We start from the raw sequence: 21,831 nt of genomic DNA, 5'->3' as shown, positions 1-21,831 counted from the left end.
TTGTTTCGCCATCGAGCGCTAAGCAGACATCGCGGCGCTATAAATACGCGTCCTAGCTCGCCTTCCGCGCCGCCAGCGCGTCGGCCACGGCCGTTCGGATATCGGCGACCGAGAACGGCTTGGTCACCACATCATGCACGATGGCATTGAGGCCCGAAGCGCGCTCGCGCTGGTGGGCGAAGCCGGTCATCAGCAGGATCTTCAGCTCCGGGAAATCGCGCGCCGCGGTCAGCGCCAGCGCGATGCCGTCCATCACGGGCATCTGGATGTCGGTGAGCAGGAGGTCGAACGCGCCCTCGTCGCGCGTCAGCATCTCCAGCGCCTCGGCGCCGTCCTGCGCGGTCACAGTCTCGTGGCCGTCCATGGCGATGGCGCGGGCCACCAGCGAGCGCATCGAGTCTTCGTCGTCGGCGATCAGAACACGCGTCATGGTGATGGTCGGTTTCCGAAAGTGGTGGCCGTCAGCCTCAGGCGCGGCCGCCGGTGAGATCATGCTTGTTGAAGAAGCGTACGTCGATATTGCGGCCTTCGGGCGGCGGCGAGGCGAGGCGCGACTTGAAGAAGGCACGCTCGCCGGGATTGAGCACCGGCTGCTCCAGCACCGCATTCCAGGCATAGATTTCGGCGCCCTGGGCGTCGCGGACCGAGAAGCGCAGCCGCGGCAGTTCGACCGGCTTCCTGGTCTGGCCGACGATCATGCCCTCGATCACCAGCACCGGCTTGCCGTCCACGGTCTCGTTGGTGATCTTGAGGTCCCTGAAGGCGAGGCCGCGCAAATTCACGTCGAGCCCGACCATCTTGTAGAACAGCGCGGTCTGCGGCAGCAGCCGCACCACGTCGTTGCGCCAGACGAACAGCGCAATGATCAGCGCGCCCATCGCGGCGCAGGTGGTCGGCAGGGCGCCGATCACCGGCATGTAGGGAATCCGGGGCAGCGAGGGCAGGCGGAACAGCTGGGGAAGCCGCGGCAGGCGGAAGCGGCGCTTTCCGGCGGCATCCTGGGTGCCGGCATGGGCGGCGGCATCCGCCTCGGCCACCGCCGGCCATTCCGTGGCCGCGTCCCCGTCGGCGGGTAAATCGGCCGAAATCGAGGGGCTCTCGACCATCGGGGTCGTATCGGCCTCCTCGCGCCCCATCGCGTCCCATTCGGCGGCGAGATTGGAGCCGGCGGCCTCATAGGCCAAAGTCGGTGCGGTCGCCCCAATCGCGTCCTCCGGCCGGGCCAGCCAGACCTCGCGGCAACGGGAACAACGGACCGTGCGTCCGGCCTCACCCAGGGTGGCCGGATTGATGGCGTAGGATGTTGTACAATGCGGGCAAACGATATGCATATGGAGCCGAATCTCCACCGTGTGGTATGCCCGGATGCTACTGAGCGACCGTTAACGAATCGGAAACCATAACCGACGCACAAGCTTTCTGTGCGGTTCGCGGCCGCTCGGCGGGCCGCCAGTATTGGGTATTGGGCCACAGGCCCTCTCGAACGGAGCTAGCGCATTGGTTCGGTTCGAAAATGTCGGTCTGCGCTACGGGCTCGGCCCGGAGATTTTGCGCGACCTCTCCTTCATGATCCCGGCGCATTCGTTCCAGTTCCTCACCGGGCCGTCCGGCGCGGGCAAGACCTCGCTGCTGCGGCTGCTGTTCCTGTCGCTGCGGCCGACCCGCGGGCTGGTCAATCTGTTCGGCAAGGACGTCTCCCTGCTGAGCAAGGACCAGGTCGCCGACCTGCGCAAGCGGATCGGCATCGTGCTGCAGGATTTCCGCCTGCTCGACCACATGACGACCTACGAGAACGTCGCGCTGCCGTTCCGGGTGATGGGCCGCGAGGAATCGACCTATCGCCGCGAGGTGATCGACCTCTTGAAATGGGTCGGCCTCGGCGAGCGCATGGATGCGCTGCCGCCGATCCTGTCGGGCGGCGAGAAGCAGCGCGCGGCGATCGCGCGCGCCGTGATCTCGCGGCCGCAATTGCTGCTGGCGGACGAGCCGACCGGCAGCGTCGATCCGACGCTCGGACGCCGCCTGTTGCGGCTGTTCATCGAGCTCAACAAATCGGGCACCGCGGTTATCATCGCGACCCACGACATTACATTGATGGATCAATACGAGGCGCGGCGGCTGGTGCTGCATCAGGGACGGCTGCACATCTATGAGTAGGAGCGGCGACGAGAAAGTGTCGTTGGTCGATCTCGGGCGCGAGCGCCCGCAGGTCCCGGCCACCGCACGCAACATGTCGCCGATCGTGCCGCGCGCCTCGATCTCCGGCCGCGCGCTGGTCGCGGTGGTCGCGATCATGACCTTCCTCGCCTCGCTGACGACAGGCACCGTGCTGCTGGTCAGCGCGTCGGCGGCCGAATGGCAGTCGGAAGTGTCGAGCGAGATCACCATCCAGGTGCGGCCCTCGCCGGGCCGCGACCTCGACCGCGACGCGCAGGCCGCGGTAGAGGCGATGCGGGCGCAGCCCGGCATTCTCGAGGTCCGCCCGTTCAGCAAGGAGGAATCCGCCAAGCTGCTGGAGCCCTGGCTCGGCAGCGGGCTCTCGATCGACGAACTGCCGGTGCCGCGCGTGATCGTGGCGCGGGTGCAGCCGGGCACCACGCTCGATCTCGCCGGCTTACGCGCGCGGGTGACGCAGGTGGCGCCGACCGCCAGCGTCGACGATCACCGCGCCTGGATCGAGCGCATGCGCTCGATGACCGGCGCCACGGTGTTTGCCGGCGTCGGCATCCTGATCCTCGTGATCATCGCCACCATCATCTCGGTGTCGTTCGCAACCCGCGGCGCGATGGCGTCCAACCGTCCGATCGTCGAGGTGCTGCATTTCGTCGGCGCCGGCGACAGCTTCATCGCCAACCGCTTCCTGCGGCATTTCCTCCGGCTCGGCCTCGAGGGCGGGCTGATCGGCGGCGGCGCGGCGATGCTTGCGTTTGGCTTCTCCGAGTCGATCGCCAACTGGTTCTCCGGCACGCCGGTGGGCGACCAGTTCGCGGCCCTGCTCGGCACGTTCTCGCTGCGTCCGTCGGGCTACCTCGTCCTGGCGTTGCAGGCGGTGCTGATCGCGGCGATCACCGCATGGGCGTCGCGGCGCACCCTGTTCGCCACGCTCGACGACATCGACTGACGGCCCACGGCGTCGCAATCATGGGGCCGGTTTCGTGATCGCGGGTCGTCGCCGGAATGTGATTTCGCGCGGATCCGCGCTGCCCTGGCCGGGCAAAACCGGTTTCCACTTTTCCGGATCATGCTCTAAAATCCCCTGGGGGAAGGATATCAGCATCACATGAGTTTGCAGCCCGACGATACGTCGCCGAAAGGCCATGCCGCGCAGGCGCGCGGATGGCTGCGCGTCGTCGTCGTCGTGCCGCTGGCGCTTGCCTTCATTGCCGCCGCGGTCGGCTTCATCGGCTTCCTGTCGCAATTGCGCGGCGTCGAGACCGATCCGCCGCACAATGCCGACGGCATCGTGGTGCTGACCGGCGGCTCGTCGCGGGTGTCCGACGCGATGGAGCTGTTGGCCGCAGGCTACGGCAAGCGCCTGCTGATCTCCGGCGTGCATCCGACCAACGACGCCAACGACATTTCCCGCTCGGTGCCGGACAGCCAGGGGCTGATGCGGTGCTGCGTCGATCTCGACCGCTCGGCGGTCAACACCCGCAGCAATGCGGCGGAGACGCGGCGCTGGGCGCACGAACGCGGTTTCAAGTCGCTGATCGTGGTGACCTCGAACTACCACATGCCGCGCGCGATCGTGGAACTGTCACATGCTATGCCGGATATCACGCTGATCCCGTTCGCGGTCGTCGGCGACAAATGGCGCGACGAGCCGTGGTGGACGAGTGGCGGAACGTTCCGTCTCTTGCTATCGGAATACGCCAAATATGTCGCTGCGGAGATGCGGGTGCGGCTGGCCGATATCGGCCTCGACCTGACCTCCGATCTCGCCGAGCAGCCGGCAGCTACGCCGCGCCGCCCGGCAACGGCGCAGGCGAACAAGGACTGAAATGATTTTCCTGCGCTCGCTGATCTTCAACGTGCTGTTCTATCTGGTGCTGGTGCTGCTCTGCATCGTCGCGCTGCCGGCGCTGCTGCTGCCGCGCGGCGCGATGATGGCGATCGAGGCCGCGTGGGCCAACACCAGCCTGTTCCTGATGCGCGTGATCTGCAACATCCGGATCGAGTTCCGCGGCGTCGAGAAGATTCCGCAAGGCCCGCTGATCGTCGCTTCCAAGCACCAGTCGTTCTGGGAGACGTTCGCGCTGGTGCGATTCTTCGAGCATCCGCTGTTCATCCTCAAGCGCGAGCTGATGATGATCCCGGTGTTCGGCTGGTACCTGAAGAAGGTCGGCATGATCTCGGTCGAGCGCGGCGGCGGCCCGCGCTCGCTGATCAAGACGCTGAAGCGTGCGGCAGCCGAGGTGAAGCTCGGCCGCCAGCTCGTGATCTTTCCGGAAGGCACCCGCACCGCGCCCGGCGCTGCGCCGAACTACAAGGCCGGCGTCGCGCAGATCTATGCCGAGAGCGGCGTGCCGTGCCTGCCGATCGCGCTCAATTCGGGGCTGTTCTGGCCGCGCCGCACCTTCATGCGCTATCCTGGCACGCTGGTGGTCGAATTCCTCGATCCGCTGCCGCCGGGCCTGCCGCGTGACGAGTTCATGACCCGCCTGCGCGACCAGATCGAAACCGCCACCACCCGCATCGTTGACGCCGGCCGCGCCGAGCAGGCGCAATTGTTCGGCGGGGTGCCGGGCGAGGCAAAGGGGTAGGGCCGATCTCGTTCACCCTCGGCCTCCCGTCGCACAGAATCGCGGGGGCATGCATCAGCGAACCAGATCATCGCCGATCGAGCGTCGAAAGCCGATAGTCATTGGTCCGATCAAGGCGGGAGATAAAGACAGCGTATTCGCCCGGACACGGACGCGCATGGATTTACCGCAATTTTTGCCGGATGCGCTGAAACGTGTATCCTTCGCCTCGAGCGTTGCCGTTCGTGTGGACGAAGGGGAAGCTAGCCATGGAGCTCAATGGAAAAGTTGCATTGGTCACCGGCGGCTCCGGTGGAATCGGAGAGGCGATAGCCAAGGCTCTCGCCGCCGCCGGCGCGGACGTTGCCGTTTCCTACGTGGCGGAAACGGCGCGTGCGGGTGAACTGGTCGACGCGCTTCGGAAAGCTGGCCGGCGCAGTCACGCAGTACAGCTTGATCAGCGCGATCCTCAATCGATCGATGCGTGTGTCAAAGCCGTGACCGGCCACTTTGGTCGGTTGGATATCCTGATCAACAACGCTGCCTGGAACGTCGGCATCCCGTTCAAGGAACTCGACGCCTTGACGCCCGAGATCTGGGATCGGATCCTTGAAACGAATCTTCGCGGACCATTTCTGCTGGCGCGCGGCTTTGCCTCCGAGCTTCGGCGGTACAAGGCCGGTCGCGTCGTCAACATTGCCTCAATCGCCGGGGTTGCACCAGGCGGCAGCAGTATCGCCTACGCGGTCGGCAAGGCGGCATTGATCCACCTCACCCATTGCCTGGCAGTCACGCTGTCGCCCGAAGTGACCGTCAATTGTGTTGCCCCCGGCCTGGTTGAAGGAACGCGCATGGCGGAGCGCGTGCCCGAAGCCATGCGGCAAGCGGCGCGCGCCCAGTCAGTCCTTGGACGAACCGGAAGCGCCGATGACATCGCCCAGCTTGTGGTGGCCTATTGCCGAATGGACAGCGTGACGGGGCAGACGATTGTCGTGGACGGCGGCAATCCGATGGCGATGCATTAGCGGCAGCGGCGCGTGAGCCCGGTTCACCTTTCCGCCATCAGGGAAAGGTGAACCAAAGATCAGAGGCCTATCACCGCATCACGAACGGATTGGCCGGCACGTCCGTTGCGGTCGAGATCCAGACGCTCTTGGTCTCCTGATATTCGCGCACCGCGTCGATGCCGCTCTCGCGGCCGACGCCGGAGAACTTCATGCCGCCGAACGGCATCATGTAGCTGATGGCGCGGTAGGTGTTCACCCACACTGTGCCGGCGCGGAGCTGCTTCGGCACGCGGATGGCGCGGGCGAGATCCTTGGTCCAGATGCCGGCGGCAAGGCCGTAGATCGTGTCGTTGGCGATGCGGATGGCGTCTTCCTCGGTGTCGAAGGAGATGATCGACAGCACCGGGCCGAATACCTCCTCGCGCGCGATCCGCATGGTGTTGTCGACATCGGTGAAGATGGTCGGCTCGACGAACTGGCCGCCCTTGATGCCGTCGCCGGTCGCCGGCTTGCCGCCGAGCAGGCAGCGCGCGCCTTCGGCCTTGGCGATATCGATGTAGTCGAGCACTTTCTTGTACTGCGCCGGTGTCGTGATCGGGCCGACGTTGGTGTCGGCCTGCATCGGATCGCCGATCTTGGCGGATTTCGCCAGCTCCAGCACGCGCGCGACGAACTTCTCCTTGATCGAGCTCTGCACCAGAAGGCGCGATCCGGCGATGCAGGTCTGGCCGGTGGCGGCGAAGATGCCGGAGATCGCGCCGGTCGCGGCCGCCGTGAGGTCCGCATCCTCGAACACGATGTTCGGCGACTTGCCGCCGAGCTCGAGCGAGACGCGTTTGAGGCCCTTGGCCGCGGTCTCATAGACCTTTGCGCCTGTCGTGTCCGATCCGGTGAAGGTGATCTTGGCGACGCCGGGATGCGAGATCAGCGCGGCGCCAGCCTCGGGCCCGAAGCCGGTCACCACGTTGAAGATGCCGTCGGGAATTCCGGCTTCCTTGGTGAGGGCCGCGAATTCCAGCGTGCTGGCCGAGGTGAATTCCGAGGGCTTGACGATCACCGCGCAACCGGCGGCGAGCGCGGCGGCGCATTTCCAGGCGACGAACAGCAGCGGCGAATTCCAGGCGGTCAGCGCTGCGACGACGCCGACCGGCTCATGCGTCGTGTAGGCAAAGGTGTCCGCCTTGTCGATCGGCACCAGGCCGCCCTCGAGCTTGTCGACGAGGCCGCCGAAATACCACCACCACTCCGGATGGTAGCGGAGCTGGCCCAGCATCTCGGCCATCAGCTTGCCGTTGTCGCGCACCTCGATCTCGGCGAGACGCTCGGCGTTGGCCGCGACCAGGTCGCCGAGCTTGCGCATCACCTTGCCGCGCGCGGAGGCCGTCATCTTCGCCCACGGGCCGCGCCACATCGCCTCGTTGGCGGCCTTCACCGCCTTGTCGGCATCGGCGGTCGTGCCGCGCGGAATCTTGGCCCAGGCCTCGCCGCGATAGGGATCGACCGTGTCGAACCACTCGCCATTGGCGGGGTCGACATACTGGCCGTTGATGTAGAGCTGATAGGTCTTCATGACATCCTCCCGCAAGGCGACGGTTCTGGTTGGCGAAATCGTATCACGCATTGCGCGACGCCGTCATAACGCAGCCGCGGGAATGGGTTGCAGGCCGCGTGGGCCGGCATCAGCCGTGCGGCGCGGCAAGCTCGGCTGCGATGATGGCGCCGAGCGCCATGTCGCTCTGCTGCCCAAAACCGTGATGCACGATGTTGCCGTCGCGGCCGATCAGGATGCTGGTTGGAGTTCCCTGCATGCCGTAGCGCTGCATGGTGACCGGGATCGGCGTGCCGTCGCCGGCCTCGTCGACGCCGATCGGGAAGGTCAGCCGGTACTCGTGGATGAAGGCTTCCAACGATACCTCCGTCATCGCCGCGTGGTGCTCGAACACGGTGTGCAGCCCGATCACCTGCAGGTCGGAATGCTTGAACAGCTCGAACGCGCGTTGGGTCTGCGGCGTGCCGTGCGAGACGCAGCCGGGACACAGCATCTGGAATGCGTGCAGCAGAACCGGTCGGCCGCGCAGCCCGGCCAGGCTCAGGGGCTCGCTGGTGTTGAACCAGCGCGACGCGGCGATTTCGGGTGCTGGAGTCACGATTTCAGTTCCTTGGGCTGGGCCTTTCGGCAAATTGGCAAGGCGGGACAAGGTCTGTCAACGACCCAAAGCATGATCCGGCAAAGTGCGAAGCAGTCGTCCCTCGCGACAAACGCGGAACGCGTTTGCGCCGAGAACACGCTCGGACAAGAGGCTAACGCGCGATGACGCTTCAACCTGGTCTCATAAATCCGGGACGTCCGCCTTGAGCGGTAAAGCGGACAGGCGGCCGCCGAGATGTCCTCTTGTGACCCGCAAGAGACATTGGCGACACCGAATTGCTGCTGCGCAAAATAGACCATCGAGCATATTTCGCCGGTCGCATTTCCCTGCTGTAATCAGGGTAGCTGCAAGCCGAGCCACAGCGAGGCGATGCAGCCACTTTCATTGCAGGAGACCATGGTTGCGCGCCGATTTTTTGTCGGCGTCCCCTTAAGGGAGATCAGTCATGAGAACCTTACTGGCGAATGCTGGTTTAACGCTGTTGTTGGCCTTGGCAACGGGATCAAGCGTCAGCGCTCAGGAGGCCCCTGATTATTTCAAACAGACACTTCCTGACCAGGCACTGAAGCAGCATTGGGACCTACAGCTGGCCTTGATGAATCCCAAGGGGGCTTTGGACGCGAAGACCAAGCAACTCATTGCCCTCGGTGTGGCAGCACAGATTCCCTGTGTCTATTGCGTTTACGGCCACACCAAATTGGCAAAAGCCGCTGGTGCGACCGATGCTCAGATAAAGGAGGCCATTGCAACCGCCGCGCTCGTCCGTTTCAACAGCACGATGCTGCAAGGCTCGGGCTATGACATGCAGAAATTCCAACAGGAAGTTGATAGACTGTCCGCACCGAAATAGCCTTGGTATTATGCTGCATCTGCTGACGACGGCTATTGGCCTTTGGCGGACATCAACTCAGGCATAGCCGACGCCTGCTGTTCAGGGTAAGGCGGATCTCGCTACCCCGGACACGCGTTGCGGCTTTGTTGGTCAGGACGCGCTCGCCGCTGCCCGCCGAGCGCGGCGCGCGGCGCGGCGCCGCTGGGTCCAGAGCCTGGCGCGGTCGAGATAGAGATAGACCACCGGCGTGGTGTAGAGCGTCAGGATCTGGCTCAGGATCAGGCCGCCGAAGATCGCGATGCCGAGCGGCTGGCGCAGCTCGCTGCCTTCGCCGAGGCCGATCATCAGCGGCACCGCGCCGAACAGCGCGGCGAGCGTCGTCATCATGATCGGGCGGAAGCGCATGATGCAGGCTTGGTAGATCGCATCGCGCGACGACAATCCACGCTGGCGCTCGGCATCGAGCGCGAAGTCGATCATCATGATGGCGTTCTTCTTCACGATGCCAACCAGCAGGATCACCCCGATCATGCCGATGATGTCGAAGTCTGTATGCGACAGCATCAGCGCCGCCACCGCGCCGACGCCGGCCGAGGGCAGGGTGGAGAGGATGGTCAGCGGGTGGATGTAACTCTCGTAGAGCATGCCGAGCGAGATGTAGATCGTCGCGAGTGCCGCGAGAATCAAAAACAGCTCGTTCGCCAGCGCCTGCTGGAAGATCTTCGCGGAGCCCGCGAACCCGCCGGAAATGCCCGCCGGCATGCCGAGCGTGTGCATCGCGTTCTCGATCGTGGTGGTCGCGGTGCTGAGCGAGACGCCCGGCGGCAAATTGAACGAGATGGTGCTGGCGACCAGCAAATCCTGGTGGTTGACCGCAAGCGGCGTCTCGCCATGCTCGAAGCGGGCGACGCTCGACAGCGGGATCATCGTCTCCGCGCTGGTCGAGACCGCCGTTCCGGTCGAGGCGACGCCCTTGCCGGTGGCGCCGATCGAGTTGGTGGCCTGATTGCGCACCACACTGGCGGCGATCGAGTTGATCGAGCTCTTCTGCGACGACGAGGCCACCGTGCCGGCCACCGCATTGGTGCTCTGGGTGCCGCTCGCCGATCCGCCCGAGGTCGAGATGTAGACCTCCTTCAGGGTCTGCGGGTCCTGCGAGAAGCGCGGCGCGACCTCCATGATCACGTGATACTGGTTGCGCGCAACGAAGATGGTCGAGACCTGGCGCTGCCCGAACGCGTCATAGAGCGTGTTGTCGAGCTGGCTGACCGTGACCCCGAGCCGCGAGGCGGCGTCGCGATCGATCACCAGATTGGCTTGCAGCGCCTTGTTCTGCTGGTCGGTGTTGACGTCGGCGAGCGTCGGCTCCTTCTGCAAGGCGGCGACGAGCTTCGGCGTCCACTCGTTCAGTTGCTCGAAGGTCGAGCCTTTCAGCGTGTATTGATAGGCCGCATTGCCTGAGCGCCCGCCGGCGCCGAGATCGCCGATCGATTGCAGGAACAGGGTGGCGCCGGCCACCCTTGCCAGCGGGTCGCGCAACCGCTCGATCACTTTGTCGGCGCGCAGCTTGCGTTCGTCCATCGGCTTCAGCGAGGCGAATACGGTGCCGGTGTTGGTGCCGCCCGGACCCACGCCGCCGCCGCCGGTGAAGCCGACCGCTGTATCGACCGCCGGATCTGACTTCACGATGTCGATGAACTGCGTCAGCTTCTGCTGCATCAGCTGGAACGAGGTGCTTTGGTCGGCCTGGATCGAGCCGATCAACAGCCCGGTATCCTGTTGCGGAACGAAGCCCTTGGGCACCACCGTGTAGAGATGGACATTCAGATAGAGCGTGCAGCCCAGGATCAGCATCACCAGCAGCGGATGGCGCAGCGCGAGGCCGAGCGTGGCACGGTAGCCGCTCAGCATCAGCTCGAAGACGCGCTCGTTGATCCGGTAGATCCAGCCGTGCGACTGGCCTTCCTCCTTGCGCAGTACCACCGCGCACATCATCGGCGTCGTCGTCAGCGAGACCACCAGTGAGATCACGATCGCGATCGTGATCGTCATGGCGAATTCGCGAAACAGGCGGCCGACCAGGCCGCCCATCAGCAGGATCGGCACGAACACCGCGATCAGCGACACGCTCATCGACAGCACGGTGAAGCCGACCTCGCGGGTGCCGACCAGCGTCGCCTCCAGCCGCGATAGCCCGGCATCCATGTGGCGGGTGATGTTTTCCAGCACCACGATGGCGTCGTCGACCACGAAGCCGGTCGCAACCGTCAGCGCCATCAGCGAGAAGATGTCGAGCGTGTAGCCGAGCAGATACATCACGGCGAAGGTCGCGATCAGCGACACGCCGACCGCCACCACAGGCACCAGCGTCGCCCGGGCGTTGCGCAGGAACGCGAACACGACCAGGATCACCAGCGCGACCGCAATCAGCAGCGTGATCTCGACGTCGTGCAGCGAGGCCCGGATCGTCTTCGAGCGGTCCATCGCCAGCGTGATGTCGATCGCGGGCGAGACCGAGGCCTTGAGCTGCGGCATCAGCCCCTTCACGCTGTCGACCATCTTGATGATGTTGGCGCCCGACTGCCGGTACACGATCATCACGACGGCCGGCTTGCCGTTGGAAAGGCCGAGCGTGCGCACATTCTCCACGGAATCGATGACGTCGCCGACATCGGTCAGGCGCACCGCCGCGCCGTTGCGGTAGGCGACGACCAGCGGCTTGTAGTCGGCGGCCTTGCGGGCCTGGTCGTTGGCGTAGATCTGGTAGCGCTGGTCGCCGACGTCGATGCCGCCTTTCGGGCTGTGCGCATTGGCGCTCGACAGCGCGGCGCGGACATCCTCGAGCCCGATGCCGTATTTGTAGAGCGCCGGCGGGATCAGCTCGACGCGCACCGCGGGCAGCGAGCCGCCGCCGACCGAAACCTCGCCGACGCCCTCGACCTGCGACAGCTTCTGGGCCAGCACGGTCGAGGCGGCATCATAAAGGTCGGCCGGCGTCAGCGTGTCCGAGGTCAGGGTGTAGATCAGGATCGGCGCCGAGGCCGGGTTGAACTTGCGGTAGGTGGGGTTGGCGCGGAGGTTGGTCGGCAGGTCGGCGCGCGCCGCGTTGATCGCCGCCTGCACGTCGCGCGCGGCGCCATTGATGTCACGGTCGATGTCGAACTGCAGCGTGATGCGGGCGGAGCCGAGCGAGGACGTCGACGTCATTTCGGTGACGCTGGCGATCTGGCCGAGGTGGCGCTCAAGCGGGCTCGCCACGGTGGAAGCGACGTCGGCCGGGCTGGCGCCAGGCAAGGTCGCCTGCACCATGATGGTCGGGATGTCGACGTCGGGCAGCGGCGACACCGGCAGCTTGAAGAACGCAATGATGCCCGCCACCACCAGTCCAAGAGACAGCAGCGTGGTGCCGACCGGCCGGCGGATGAATGGGGCGGAGAGGTTCATTGCATCAGTGTCGATGTTCGCGGATGAGCTTCTATCTGTCCGTGCCGCGATGCAAAAGCCTAAATGTCACAGGGCGCCGCCATACAGCCGCCGCGATTTGTCCGGCCGCAACAAAGCGCCAGATGGCGACCATATTCCCGATCGCATCGTTCTCGACCGCGCGGACACGGATTACTTCGCCGCATTCTGGCTCGCGCCGACGAAGTAGAAATCCTCAGCTCCCGGGACCGAACCGTAGCTGAAGGGCTGTTGGCGCCGATCCGTCGCGGCCATGACGTCGTCGCGCACGAGGTCGAACAGCTTGCGGATCTCGATCCGCGGGGTCTGCATGCGCCTGATCAGGGCGGTCACGAACGGGCTATGACCGCCGTCGCCGTCGAGCGCGACCTGGCCGTGCTTGGCGGCGTAGACGACCAGCGTGCCGCTGTCGGGGTCGACCTGGGCCAATCCCCTGCCGATCGAGCGTGACGCGACGGTGCGCTTGATCTGGTTGGCGAACGGGTTGTCGCGGCAGGCATCGAGAATGACGAGATGCAGCTTGCGCGCCCCTTCGGTGGCGCCCATCACTTGGGTCAGCGCGACGGCCTCGAACGACACGTCGCGGTCGGTGGCGAGTTTGGCGTCGACCGGCACCAGATAGTTCTCGCCAGCCATCTCCATGCCGTGTCCGGCATAGTAGATCACGGCCCAGTCGGCGCCGTCCGCGGCGCTGGCGAATGATTTGAGGGCCTCGACCAGGCTGTCCCGCGTGGCGTCGGTGACGAGGCGGACATCCTGAAAGCCCACCGCGCGCAGCGTGTCGGCAATCGCCGCGGCGTCCTGGCCGGGGTTCGGCAGCACCGGGACGGAGCGGTATTTCGAGTTGCCCACGACGAGAGCGACGCGCCGTTCGGCCGTCGTTGCCTTCGGGCCCGCGCCGATCGGCGCGAGCGGAACGGCCGCGGCGAGCGCGGGGGCGGGCTTGACCGTGTCAGGTTTGGTCGCGCCGTGATCGGCGACGACGCTCTTCTCCGTGGTGGCGACCTGATCCAGCCGTTTCAGGCCTTCGCGGGCGACGCGCTGGCCCTGCGTGCGGTCGAGCTGATCTAGGCCGATGACGTCGAGCGCGTGGCGGAAGTCGGCGCGCGCGCCATCGATATCGCCCTTCTTCTCGTCGGCGAGGCCCCGCCGTGCGTAATTCAGCGCGCCCTGTGCGTTCAATTGCGTGGCGTGGTCATAGTCGCGCATGGCCTGGTCGAGCTCGCCTCTGCTCGCGAGCGTCAGCCCACGCAACGAGTAGAACTCGGATTGCCCATCCTGGATGCCGATCGCGCGCTCGATATCGCGCGCGGCGTTGTCGAGATCGCCGGCGCTGATTTCGACCACGGCCCGGCAATAATATGGGCCGGCTGCGCGCGGCGCGAGCTTGATCGCATCCTGGCAATGCAGCGCCGCGAGCCGATCCTTGCCGCTGAAATCGTAGACCAGTGCGCGATTGACGTAGGCGTACCACGAGTTGGGATCGAGCTCGATCGACTTGCCGTAATCGGCCAGCGCGCGATCATAGTCGCCGGTGGCGACGAACAGCTCGGCACGATTGTTGAACCAGCCGGCGCTGAACGGACCGGCAGGCTTGAGCCGGATCGCCTGATCGAAATCGCTCAGCGCGCGGTCGTAGTCCTGGTTTTGCAGATAGACCTTCGCCCGCTGGCCATAGGAGGGCGCAAACGACGGATTGATCGCGATCGACTGATCGTAGTCCGTCTTGGCTTTTGTCAGATCGCCCTTGTTATGCCAGGCCAGCGCCCGGTTGTAATAGGTGATCGAAAGGTCGCGCCCCCTCGGATTGGCGGCGATCAGGCGGGTGCAGGCGGGAATCGCGAGCTCCGGATGCGGATCCTTGGCGTCGCACGCCGCGCCATCCTCTCGCAGACCGGCATGAGATGGTGAGTTCAGCAGCAACAGCAGGCCGAGCACGGCGAGCTTGGGCAATGAGGGGCGCATTCCGGTCATTCCATTCCAGCGACCGGAAATTGAGACCACAATGTTGTTCGCGCCGTGGCAAAATTCCGCGAACGGGGTTCCTCAATGCACGCGATCGACGCCAATGGCGCGGCCGCACTCAGGCTTGGTCGCGCCCATCAGCCGCACGCGCATCGCGATGCAACGTCGTGCCCGAATCATGCAGCATCACTGCCAGCTGATGCAGCGGCGCATCGCGAAAGCCCTGCTTCTCGATCGATGCGACGGTCGAGAGCACATAGTCGCGGTTGTTGCCGGAGCGGCCGTGGCCCTGCTGCACCAGGCGCAGCTGCTCGGAGAGCGACAGCCGTCCGGCATATTGCACATGGCCGCGATCGACCACATAGGCCAGCGCGGAGACGCGATCGCGCGCCGCGTTCTCCAGCCACACCGAGCGCATCACCTCGCGGTAGACGTTGGTGGTCTGCTCGCGCGCCCGCAGATAAGCGATAGTGTCGTGGCGCAGCCGGGCGGCGACGCGGAACGCGATGCCGCGGCAGGCGCCGCCGCGGTCGAGCCCGAGCACCAGGCCCGGCTTCTCCGGCGTGCCGCGGTGGTCGAACGAATAGACGCAGAGCGCGCGATGCTCGCCGATCAGCCGCGCCGGCACTTGCTCCAGGAACTCGAAGCCCGGCTTCCACATCAGCGAGCCGTAGCCGAACACCCAGAGGTCGCCGTCGGTTTCGGAATGGGGAGGATTTGCTGACATCGCGCAGATGGGCTAGCAGAACACGCCGTCGAAGCGAAGCAGATTCCGTGATGTTTCCAAGGGTTACGTAAGGGTTACGCAAAGGTTGCGCGAAGGTTGCGCAAGCGGTGGCGTAAAGGTTGCCCGCGGCCTGCTGCCGCTTCGATTTTGACAAATTCGCCCGCCAAAGGACGCCGCATGTCCGATTTGAACTCAGCCCCCCGCCGTCGCTCGCGCTTCGGCCTTTATGCCGTCCCTGTCGTGGTCCTGATCGCCGCGGTCGCGTGGAGCGGCTTCTGGTTCTTCGCCGCCTCGCAGGTCGGCGTGCAGGCCGATGCCTGGCGCGCGCAAGAGGCAACGGCCGGCCGGGTCTATGATTGCGGCAACCGTTCGGTGGCGGGTTATCCGTTTCGATTCGAGGTCCGTTGCACCGATCCGAGCGTGATGCTGGTGTCGCAGACCGCCTCGCCGCAGATGGCGTTCGTGGCGCGGCTGGCCGAAATCCTGGTCGTGGCACAGGTCTACGATCCCAAGCTCGTGATCGCGGAGTTCAAGGGCCCGGCCACGATCGCCGAGCGCAACGCGCAGCCGACGCTACAGGTCAACTGGAGCCTGGGACGCTCCAGCGTGGTCGGCCTGCCGGCAGTGCCGCAGCGCGCCTCGCTGGTGTTCGACAATCTCGCCATCGATCGCACCGGCGGTCCCGCGCCGACGCCGCTGATGCGCGTCAATCATATCGAGCTGCACGGCCGGCAGGTCGACGGCTCGGCCCCGGACAGCCCGGCGATCGAGACCGTGCTGCAGATCGCCGGCGGCACCTTGCAGGACGTGCATCCGCTGCTCACCCAGCCGTTCAACGCCGACATCCACGCGCGGCTGAACGGCCTGAAGGATTTTTCGCCGAAGCCATGGCCCGACCGTTTCCGCGAGATCCAGGCGGCCGGCGGCAGCGTCGAGATCCAGCAGTCGCGGATCGAGCAGGGCGATGTGCTGTCGGTCGCGGCCGGCACGCTCCGCCTCAACGCGCAAGGCCGCATCGAGGGCGAACTGCAGATGACGGTCGCCGGCCTCGAGCGCGTCATCCCCGCGCTCGGCATCGACAAGATGCTCGAGGACGGCGTGCCGCAGGCGACGCTCGATCGCGTCGCACCTGGCGTGAAGAGCCAGGACCTCAGCAATCTGTTCGGTGCGTTGGATCGCGCGATCCCCGGCCTCGGCAAGGTGATCAAGCAGAATGCCAATGCCGGCATCTCCGCCGGCATCAATTCGCTCGGCACGGAGGCCACGCTCGAAGGCAAGAAGGCGCGCAGCTTCCCGCTGCGCTTCGCCGATGGCGCGGTGTTTTTGGGGCCGCTGAAGGTCGCGCAGATTCCGCCGCTGTTCTGAGCGGTGTTTCGTAGGGCGGGTTAGGCGAAGCCGTAACCCGCCGTTGTTCACCGCCCCGCTGTGCGGCGGATTACGCTACGCTGATCCGCCCTGCGCATCGTCAGGAATGCTCAAACGGGCCGACTTCGCGGATCACCTTGCAGATCTGCAGGAAGCCGCTGGCGTAGAATTCGGCATGTCCGCGCTGCATGGTTTCGACATGGTCCGGATGATGGCGCCAGGCTTCGAGCGCTTCTTCCGATGCAAAGCGAAACAGGGTGAGCTCCTCGCCATCCGCCGCCTTGAACGATTTCACCGACAGGAATCCCGGAAGGCGGCTGACGATGTCGTACATGCGTTCGCCCAGCCGGCTGTATTCGTCGAGCGAGGCGTCATCCCGCAACTTCAGGTCACCGACCACAATGACTTCACCGATCATGTTGCTGTCCTTCGTCCTTCGAATGTCCATGGCAGCCTGAAGCAGGCGCCGAACGACAATTCGATCTCGCGACCGGTGTTGTTACATGTCCGCCGTCGCTCTCCGCAGGTTGAGAGGCGGATTGTGCTGCGCAAAATCCACCCTCCGCAGTGCATCGACACCTTAACCCCTCGCGCGCGATATCGTCTGTCGCGGCAAAACATTCCCGCGGCCGCTATGAGAAAAACGTGACCGGAATATTGCGGGCCGCCGCGAATATCAGTCCTCGAATACCGCTCTCTCTGGCCTGAGGAAACAACCTCGCGTGGGAGAGAAGCGATGCGAATTCTCGGGGGAATTCTGCTCGGCAGCATGCTGCTGTCGACTGGTTCTGCGTTTGCGGAAGACGATGCGTCCGAGCTGAAGGCGCTGAAGACGCGGCTCAAGCAGCTCGAACAGAAAATGGAAGTGCAGGCGCGCAAGGAGGAGGCGCTGGCGGCAAGACAGAGCGCAATGCAGAACACGCGGATGGCGGCCAAGGCGCCGGTGCCGTTCGATCCCTGCGCATCGGGCAAGCTCTGCTACAAGGGCGTCACCTTCACCTTCGGCGGCTGGGTCGATCTCACCGGCATCTATCGCACCCGCAATCTCGCCTCCGACACCGGTTCGGTCTACGCCTTCATTCCGTTCCCGCAGAGCAAGAACTTCAACACCGGAGAATCGCGCTTCTCGGCGCGGCAGACCCGCTTCTCGGTACTTGCGGAAGCCGAAATCTTCGCCAACACCCGCGTCGCCGGCTACGGCGAAATGGATTTCGAAGGCGCGGCGCAGACCGCGAACTCGGTCGCCACCAACTCGTTCAACCCGCGGCTGCGTCAGGCCAGCGTCGAGGTCAGCCGCACCGATCTCGGCCTGCATGTGCTTGCCGGTCAGAGCTGGTCGCTGAATGCGCCGAGCAAGTCCGGCATCGATCCGCGCGGGGTCGATGCGCCCGGCGTGATCGATTTCGAATCGGTGCCCGGCTTCCTTGCGGCGCGGCAACCCGGCATTCGCGTCTGGCAGGACATCGGGCCCGAATTCAAGCTCGCGGTCTCGGCGGAAAACCCGCAGACCTCGTTCTTCGGCGGCAACACGCCGCTGGTCGGTACGCCCGCGGCCGGCCCGCAGGGCGTGCTCAACCCGAACCTCCTGGTCAACCTCACCGGGCCGGGCGGGAGCTTCTTCAACAACGCCAACAATGTCAGCCTCAATCACGTGCCTGATTTCACCGTGAAGGGTGCGTGGGATCCGCGGCTCGGACCCTACAAGCTGCATGTCGAGGGCTGGGCGATGTATCGCGACTTCTACGATCGCTTCAACTTCGCCAATCACGACGTCAACACGGTGAGCTTCGGCGGGCATTTCTCGGCGGAGATCGTGCCGCAGCTCTTGGAGCTGCAGGGCTCGGCGTCGCACGGCGCGCTCGGCCGCTTCACGGCGACGCCGTTCCCGGATGCGACGGTGCGCCAGGACGGCTCGATCCAGCCGCTGCCGATCACGGCGTTCCTGCTCGGCACGGTCTGGCACACGACGCCGTCGCTCGATCTCTATGCCTATGCCGGCCTCGAGAAGACCAAGGCGACGTTCTCCAATGTCGGCACGGTGCCGTTCGGCTACGGCAATCCGCTCTACAACAATCTCGGCTGCAACATCGAGAACTCGCCGGCGGCGACCTGCAACGGCAACACTTCGGAGGTCAGGCAATACACGGTCGGTTTCTACGACACGATCTTCAAGGGCGATTACGGGGCGATCAAGGCCGGCGTGCAGTATTCCTATAACCAGCGCTTCGCCTTCCAAGGTGTCGGCGGCGCGCCGAAGACCGACGACCACATCGTCATGACCCAGATCCGCTACTACCCGTTCTAAGGCTTCGATTACCTCGCCCCGCGTGCGGGGAGAGGCGTAGGCCGCCTCCGGCGGCCGTCATTAAGAATGCCGAGGCAGAGCTTCGGCTACGTCGCATCGAAGATGCGATCCGGGTGAGGGGGAGTTTTCGCGAGTCCGTTCGTCGACGTTATTGCCGAGACGGCCCCTCACCCCAGCCCTCTCCCCGTAAGAACGGGGAGAGGGAGCGCACCGCTGGTAAAGGACACTGCAGATGAGGATCGTGAGCCGAAAGGAGAGGGCCGTGCTCGCCCGCGAACTGATGATGGTCAGCCGCGCCGCGCATGTGCTGCAGCGAACCGGTCTGGCGATGGCCGGCGCCATGGCCGGCACCTTCGTCGCCGCACAGCTCGCGAAGGGGCACATCACCTTCTTCGGTACACTTGCCTTCATCGTGACGGCGATCGTGGTCGGCGCCGTCGGCTTCTATCTCGGCATCGATATTCCAAGACCCGCCCTGCGCGCCACCGGGCGCATCGATGCCGTCGAGCTCATGAGCGCGGGCGGCATCTTCCTCGCCGCGCTGGCTGCGCTGGTGTCGGTCTATGGCATCGTGTTCGACGAGATTCCGCCGCGTGCCTGGGAGTTCGTGATCGGCTCGTGGTGGTTCGGCGGCGACGTCATGCTGGCAACCGCCGGCCTCGTCGGCCGCCAGCGGCTGACCCAAAAAGTTGCGCCGATATCGGCGGCGGGGCCGATCCGGGATCAACGAATGCGACGGTGAGCGCCGTCGCTGACCAGCCGCTGCGCCAATCTGTCCCGTAGCTGAGATCGACCGATGCGGTACCCTCGCTGAAAAATCGGGGAGGGACTTACATGCCAGCAGAATTCAGCCGCCGTCACGTCATCGCTGCCGGAGCAGCTTCGCTCGCGATGCCCTTGCTGTCGCGCGGCGCCTCGGCGCAGGCGGCGTGGCCGTCGCGGCAAGTCCGCATGATCTGCAGCTACCCGGCCGGCGGGCAGACCGATCTGTTGGCGCGCGCCTTCGGCGAATTCATCGCAAGGCAGGTGGGACAAACCGTCGTCATCGAGAACAAGGCGGGTGCCTCGGGCTCGATCGGCGCCGCCGAGGTGGCGCGCGCCGCGCCCGACGGACACACCATCCTGTGCTCGATCTCGACCACTTACGTGATGAACCGGGCGATGATGAAGAACCCCGGCTACGACATGGACAAGGATTTGGCGCTGGTCAGCGTCATTCCGGGCGCCGGGCTGTTGCTGGTCGCGAGCCCCAAGCTCGGCGTCAAGACGCTGGCGGAATTCGTCGCCCATGCGCGGAGCAGCGGCAAGGTGAATTTCGGCACCTACAGCGCGGGCTCGGCCCCGCACATGACGATCAACGAGCTCAACAAGCAATACGGCCTCAATATCGAGCCGATCCACTATCGCGGCGAAGCGCCGATGTGGACGGGCCTGGCGGAAGGCACGCTCGATGTCGCGATGGGCAGCTACACCGCTGCGCAAACCGTCCTGCAAAGCAGCCGCGGCGTCGTCTTTGGGGTGCACGCGAAGAAGGTCGATGCGATCCCTGAGATCAAGACGCTGCCCGAACAGGGCGCGACATCGAAATTCTTCACCGTGAGCGGCTTCTCGGGCTGGGCGCTGCCGAAGGCGACGCCGCAGCCGATCGTGGATCGCTTATCCGAGCTCTGTGTCGCCGCCAACAGCGATCCCAAGGTGAAGGAGGTGCTCGCGACCTTCGTGCTGGAGCCCGCGATCGGCTTCAAGGAGAGCAATGCGCTGTATCAGCGCGAATTGCCGGTCTGGATGGAAGCCGCCCAGTCGCTCGGCCTGCCGCCGGCGTAGGCATCTCTCCTCGTCATTCCCCGGTGCGCAAACGCGCACCGGGGGCGTGCGAAGCACGAGCCCGGAATCCATTGAGCCACAGCGATTGTGGATGAATGGATTCCGGGCTCAGCCCTGCGGGCCGCCCCGGAATGACGAGGATGGAATGTCAGCGGAGTTTCATTCGTCCCGCTGGACCAACTCGAAGGTGATGCCCTCGGGCCCCTCGAACAGCCGGAGCTTTCGGCTGATGTAGTCCATCTCGTCGCTCAGCATGGTTACACCGTTGGCGATCAGGTGCGCGGTGGCCGCCTCGATGTCGTCGACGCGGAAAGCGAGGTGATTGAAGCCGAGCTTTCGCAGGTTGGTCGGGTGCACCCCCGGATCGGTGCCTGGGGGCGAGTCGAACTCGAGCAGCTGGATTTCGAAGTCCGCTCCTTCAAGCGCGAGAGTGATGTGCTGCGCTTTCATGGCGGGCATGCCCATGTACTGGGCAGGAATACCACCGTCGATGGTCGCGACGTGAGTCTTTCTGAATCCAAGGAGTGCGAAGAATGCGATCGCCGGGCCGGCGTCGGCCACTGCGATCGTCACATGATCCGGACTGAGTATCATCTTGTCGCTCCTGTCACCGAAGCCGCGCCAGTCGGCCTCCGCCGGGTGGACTGCCGGCAACGGCCTCTCTCGCTCAAGGCTACCAGTTCGCTCCGTCGACTGGTAGACAGGCTGGCGCCCCGGAAGTGTCGCTCTGCCCATCCTGCGCGCTAGCCACCCCAGCCGAAGCGGTAGTTGAAGCCCACCTTGACGGTATGCTCGTCGTCCCTGAACCGGACGCCGACGATCGTGGCGGGGCCGCCGGCGAAGGTGGTGTTGCCGAAGTTGTAGTACTGATATTCGGCCTTCGCGGACCAGTTCCGTGCGAACATGTATTCGAGACCGCCGCCGAGGGTAACACCGCTCCGGTGACTGCCATTGGTCGCAACGACCTCCGGAATTCCGCCGGAGCCGGCGCCGATATTGAGGTTGTCGCGGACGGCGTAACCGCCCTTGGCGTAGAGGAGCGCCGGGCCCCAGGCGTAGCCGAGTCGGCCGGTGATCGAGCCAAGCTGATTGCCTGTCACCAGCGCGCCTGCCGGAAGAGCCGAGCCTTTGCCAGCGTTGCCGGTGAGCCCACTGAACTGAACCTCGGCACCGATCACCCAGCTCGATGCGAACTGGTAGTCGAAGCCACCCTGCAAGCCGCCCAGGAAGCGGCCCTTGTCCCCACCCAGGCTGTTGTTGCCCGCGAAGGCACCGCCGACGTGGCCGCCGATATAGAAGCCGGTCCAGCTATAGACCGCCTCCGGCGCCGTATAGGCCGGCGCCTTCGGATAGGTTCGCGCCGGAAGATCGGCCGCGACCGCAGGAGCCGCGCAGGCGATACCAGCGACCGCACCGAGCAAAAGCTTTTTCATGAGATGAGTTTCCCGTTGT

The 21,831-nt window shown here is 65.1% G+C and carries 20 protein-coding genes; 10 read left to right on the top strand and 10 right to left on the bottom strand.

Features of this window, described 5'->3' with window-relative positions; translation table 11 throughout:
• Window positions 1-52: 52 nt before the first annotated feature.
• Together BraRD5C2_RS28000 and BraRD5C2_RS27995 are read right to left on the bottom strand one after the other, a co-directional pair.
• Window positions 53-430, bottom strand: a complete 378-nt coding sequence (locus BraRD5C2_RS28000; protein WP_223974216.1) for a response regulator — start codon at window positions 428-430, stop codon at window positions 53-55.
• Window positions 431-467: 37 nt separating this feature from the next.
• Window positions 468-1,331: an MJ0042-type zinc finger domain-containing protein gene (locus BraRD5C2_RS27995; protein WP_223974215.1), complete on the bottom strand. Its 864-nt coding sequence runs from the start codon at window positions 1,329-1,331 to the stop codon at window positions 468-470.
• Between the two features lie 166 nt (window positions 1,332-1,497).
• On the opposite strand from BraRD5C2_RS27995, the gene ftsE reads away from it, so the two are divergent.
• The 5 genes from ftsE (at window position 1,498) to BraRD5C2_RS27970 (ending at window position 5,767) form a co-directional block, all read left to right on the top strand.
• A complete protein-coding gene (gene ftsE, locus BraRD5C2_RS27990) occupies window positions 1,498-2,157 on the top strand; it encodes a cell division ATP-binding protein FtsE (protein WP_021079468.1) in 660 nt (219 codons plus the stop codon).
• A complete protein-coding gene (locus BraRD5C2_RS27985) occupies window positions 2,150-3,121 on the top strand; it encodes a cell division protein FtsX (RefSeq protein WP_223974214.1) in 972 nt (323 codons plus the stop codon). The genes ftsE and BraRD5C2_RS27985 overlap by 8 nt, the downstream gene beginning before the upstream one ends.
• 159 nt (window positions 3,122-3,280) lie before the next feature.
• Window positions 3,281-4,000, top strand: coding sequence for a YdcF family protein (locus BraRD5C2_RS27980; RefSeq protein ID WP_223974213.1), 720 nt, complete (start codon window positions 3,281-3,283; stop codon window positions 3,998-4,000).
• Between the two features lies 1 nt (window position 4,001).
• A complete protein-coding gene (locus BraRD5C2_RS27975) occupies window positions 4,002-4,763 on the top strand; it encodes a lysophospholipid acyltransferase family protein (protein WP_223974212.1) in 762 nt (253 codons plus the stop codon).
• 248 nt (window positions 4,764-5,011) lie between these two features.
• On the top strand, window positions 5,012-5,767 hold the full coding sequence (locus tag BraRD5C2_RS27970) for an SDR family NAD(P)-dependent oxidoreductase (protein ID WP_223974211.1): 756 nt from the start codon (window positions 5,012-5,014) through the stop codon (window positions 5,765-5,767).
• 70 nt (window positions 5,768-5,837) lie between these two features.
• Here the strand turns inward: BraRD5C2_RS27970 and BraRD5C2_RS27965 are convergent, their stop codons facing one another.
• Window positions 5,838-7,319: an aldehyde dehydrogenase gene (locus BraRD5C2_RS27965; protein ID WP_223974210.1), complete on the bottom strand. Its 1,482-nt coding sequence runs from the start codon at window positions 7,317-7,319 to the stop codon at window positions 5,838-5,840.
• A gap of 109 nt (window positions 7,320-7,428) precedes the next feature.
• Complete coding sequence (locus tag BraRD5C2_RS27960) at window positions 7,429-7,896, bottom strand: peroxiredoxin family protein (RefSeq protein ID WP_223974208.1); 468 nt, start codon at window positions 7,894-7,896, stop codon at window positions 7,429-7,431.
• A gap of 448 nt (window positions 7,897-8,344) precedes the next feature.
• Here BraRD5C2_RS27960 and BraRD5C2_RS27955 point away from each other — a divergent pair, with 448 nt between their 5' ends.
• Window positions 8,345-8,749 (top strand): carboxymuconolactone decarboxylase family protein, encoded by a 405-nt coding sequence (locus tag BraRD5C2_RS27955; RefSeq protein WP_223974206.1) that lies wholly within the window; start codon window positions 8,345-8,347, stop codon window positions 8,747-8,749.
• Window positions 8,750-8,881: 132 nt separating this feature from the next.
• Here the strand turns inward: BraRD5C2_RS27955 and BraRD5C2_RS27950 are convergent, their stop codons facing one another.
• The 3 genes from BraRD5C2_RS27950 to BraRD5C2_RS27940 all read right to left on the bottom strand — a co-directional run bounded on the left by BraRD5C2_RS27950 (window position 8,882) and on the right by BraRD5C2_RS27940 (window position 14,885).
• A complete protein-coding gene (locus BraRD5C2_RS27950) occupies window positions 8,882-12,175 on the bottom strand; it encodes an efflux RND transporter permease subunit (RefSeq protein WP_223974205.1) in 3,294 nt (1,097 codons plus the stop codon).
• A 171-nt stretch (window positions 12,176-12,346) separates the two neighbouring features.
• A complete protein-coding gene (locus BraRD5C2_RS27945) occupies window positions 12,347-14,158 on the bottom strand; it encodes a caspase family protein (RefSeq protein ID WP_223974204.1) in 1,812 nt (603 codons plus the stop codon).
• 118 nt (window positions 14,159-14,276) lie between these two features.
• Window positions 14,277-14,885: a gamma-glutamylcyclotransferase gene (locus BraRD5C2_RS27940; RefSeq protein ID WP_223974203.1), complete on the bottom strand. Its 609-nt coding sequence runs from the start codon at window positions 14,883-14,885 to the stop codon at window positions 14,277-14,279.
• Between the two features lie 177 nt (window positions 14,886-15,062).
• Between BraRD5C2_RS27940 and BraRD5C2_RS27935 the strand changes: the two genes are divergently transcribed.
• Window positions 15,063-16,250 (top strand): DUF2125 domain-containing protein, encoded by a 1,188-nt coding sequence (locus tag BraRD5C2_RS27935; RefSeq protein WP_223974202.1) that lies wholly within the window; start codon window positions 15,063-15,065, stop codon window positions 16,248-16,250.
• A 100-nt stretch (window positions 16,251-16,350) separates the two neighbouring features.
• Here the strand turns inward: BraRD5C2_RS27935 and BraRD5C2_RS27930 are convergent, their stop codons facing one another.
• Window positions 16,351-16,668: an antibiotic biosynthesis monooxygenase family protein gene (locus BraRD5C2_RS27930; protein WP_223974201.1), complete on the bottom strand. Its 318-nt coding sequence runs from the start codon at window positions 16,666-16,668 to the stop codon at window positions 16,351-16,353.
• Between the two features lie 318 nt (window positions 16,669-16,986).
• Between BraRD5C2_RS27930 and BraRD5C2_RS27925 the strand changes: the two genes are divergently transcribed.
• The 3 genes from BraRD5C2_RS27925 (at window position 16,987) to BraRD5C2_RS27915 (ending at window position 20,379) form a co-directional block, all read left to right on the top strand.
• Entirely contained in the window at window positions 16,987-18,555 is a 1,569-nt protein-coding gene (locus BraRD5C2_RS27925; RefSeq protein WP_223974200.1) for a hypothetical protein, read from the top strand.
• Window positions 18,556-18,817: 262 nt separating this feature from the next.
• Window positions 18,818-19,297, top strand: coding sequence for a hypothetical protein (locus tag BraRD5C2_RS27920; protein ID WP_223974199.1), 480 nt, complete (start codon window positions 18,818-18,820; stop codon window positions 19,295-19,297).
• Window positions 19,298-19,389: 92 nt separating this feature from the next.
• Complete coding sequence (locus tag BraRD5C2_RS27915) at window positions 19,390-20,379, top strand: Bug family tripartite tricarboxylate transporter substrate binding protein (protein WP_223974197.1); 990 nt, start codon at window positions 19,390-19,392, stop codon at window positions 20,377-20,379.
• 159 nt (window positions 20,380-20,538) lie between these two features.
• Here BraRD5C2_RS27915 and BraRD5C2_RS27910 read toward each other — a convergent pair whose 3' ends face one another.
• Window positions 20,539-21,033 (bottom strand): VOC family protein, encoded by a 495-nt coding sequence (locus BraRD5C2_RS27910; protein ID WP_223974195.1) that lies wholly within the window; start codon window positions 21,031-21,033, stop codon window positions 20,539-20,541.
• Window positions 21,034-21,122: 89 nt separating this feature from the next.
• Window positions 21,123-21,812, bottom strand: a complete 690-nt coding sequence (locus BraRD5C2_RS27905) for an outer membrane protein (RefSeq protein WP_223974193.1) — start codon at window positions 21,810-21,812, stop codon at window positions 21,123-21,125.
• Window positions 21,813-21,831 lie beyond the last annotated feature (19 nt).

It is taken from the genome of Bradyrhizobium sp. RD5-C2, assembly GCF_019972155.1.
Lineage (GTDB): Bacteria > Pseudomonadota > Alphaproteobacteria > Rhizobiales > Xanthobacteraceae > Bradyrhizobium.
The sequence above is the reverse complement of the archived record's forward strand: the minus strand, read 5'-3'. Positions and strand labels throughout refer to the sequence as shown.

Bases quoted from the DNA above. Each gene is read 5' to 3' on its own strand.
- BraRD5C2_RS27945 (WP_223974204.1), bottom strand. From the start codon at position 14,158: ATGCGCCCCTCATTGCCCAAGCTCGCCGTGCTCGGCCTGCTGTTGCTG.
- BraRD5C2_RS27975 (WP_223974212.1), top strand. From the start codon at position 4,002: ATGATTTTCCTGCGCTCGCTGATCTTCAACGTGCTGTTCTATCTGGTG.
- BraRD5C2_RS27970 (WP_223974211.1), top strand. From the start codon at position 5,012: ATGGAGCTCAATGGAAAAGTTGCATTGGTCACCGGCGGCTCCGGTGGA.
- BraRD5C2_RS27925 (WP_223974200.1), top strand. From the start codon at position 16,987: ATGCGAATTCTCGGGGGAATTCTGCTCGGCAGCATGCTGCTGTCGACT.
- BraRD5C2_RS27965 (WP_223974210.1), bottom strand. From the start codon at position 7,319: ATGAAGACCTATCAGCTCTACATCAACGGCCAGTATGTCGACCCCGCC.
- BraRD5C2_RS28000 (WP_223974216.1), bottom strand. From the start codon at position 430: ATGACGCGTGTTCTGATCGCCGACGACGAAGACTCGATGCGCTCGCTG.
- BraRD5C2_RS27995 (WP_223974215.1), bottom strand. From the start codon at position 1,331: ATGCATATCGTTTGCCCGCATTGTACAACATCCTACGCCATCAATCCG.
- BraRD5C2_RS27940 (WP_223974203.1), bottom strand. From the start codon at position 14,885: ATGTCAGCAAATCCTCCCCATTCCGAAACCGACGGCGACCTCTGGGTG.
- BraRD5C2_RS27985 (WP_223974214.1), top strand. From the start codon at position 2,150: ATGAGTAGGAGCGGCGACGAGAAAGTGTCGTTGGTCGATCTCGGGCGC.
- BraRD5C2_RS27950 (WP_223974205.1), bottom strand. From the start codon at position 12,175: ATGAACCTCTCCGCCCCATTCATCCGCCGGCCGGTCGGCACCACGCTG.
- BraRD5C2_RS27935 (WP_223974202.1), top strand. From the start codon at position 15,063: ATGTCCGATTTGAACTCAGCCCCCCGCCGTCGCTCGCGCTTCGGCCTT.
- BraRD5C2_RS27955 (WP_223974206.1), top strand. From the start codon at position 8,345: ATGAGAACCTTACTGGCGAATGCTGGTTTAACGCTGTTGTTGGCCTTG.
- BraRD5C2_RS27905 (WP_223974193.1), bottom strand. From the start codon at position 21,812: ATGAAAAAGCTTTTGCTCGGTGCGGTCGCTGGTATCGCCTGCGCGGCT.
- BraRD5C2_RS27915 (WP_223974197.1), top strand. From the start codon at position 19,390: ATGCCAGCAGAATTCAGCCGCCGTCACGTCATCGCTGCCGGAGCAGCT.
- BraRD5C2_RS27980 (WP_223974213.1), top strand. From the start codon at position 3,281: ATGAGTTTGCAGCCCGACGATACGTCGCCGAAAGGCCATGCCGCGCAG.
- BraRD5C2_RS27930 (WP_223974201.1), bottom strand. From the start codon at position 16,668: ATGATCGGTGAAGTCATTGTGGTCGGTGACCTGAAGTTGCGGGATGAC.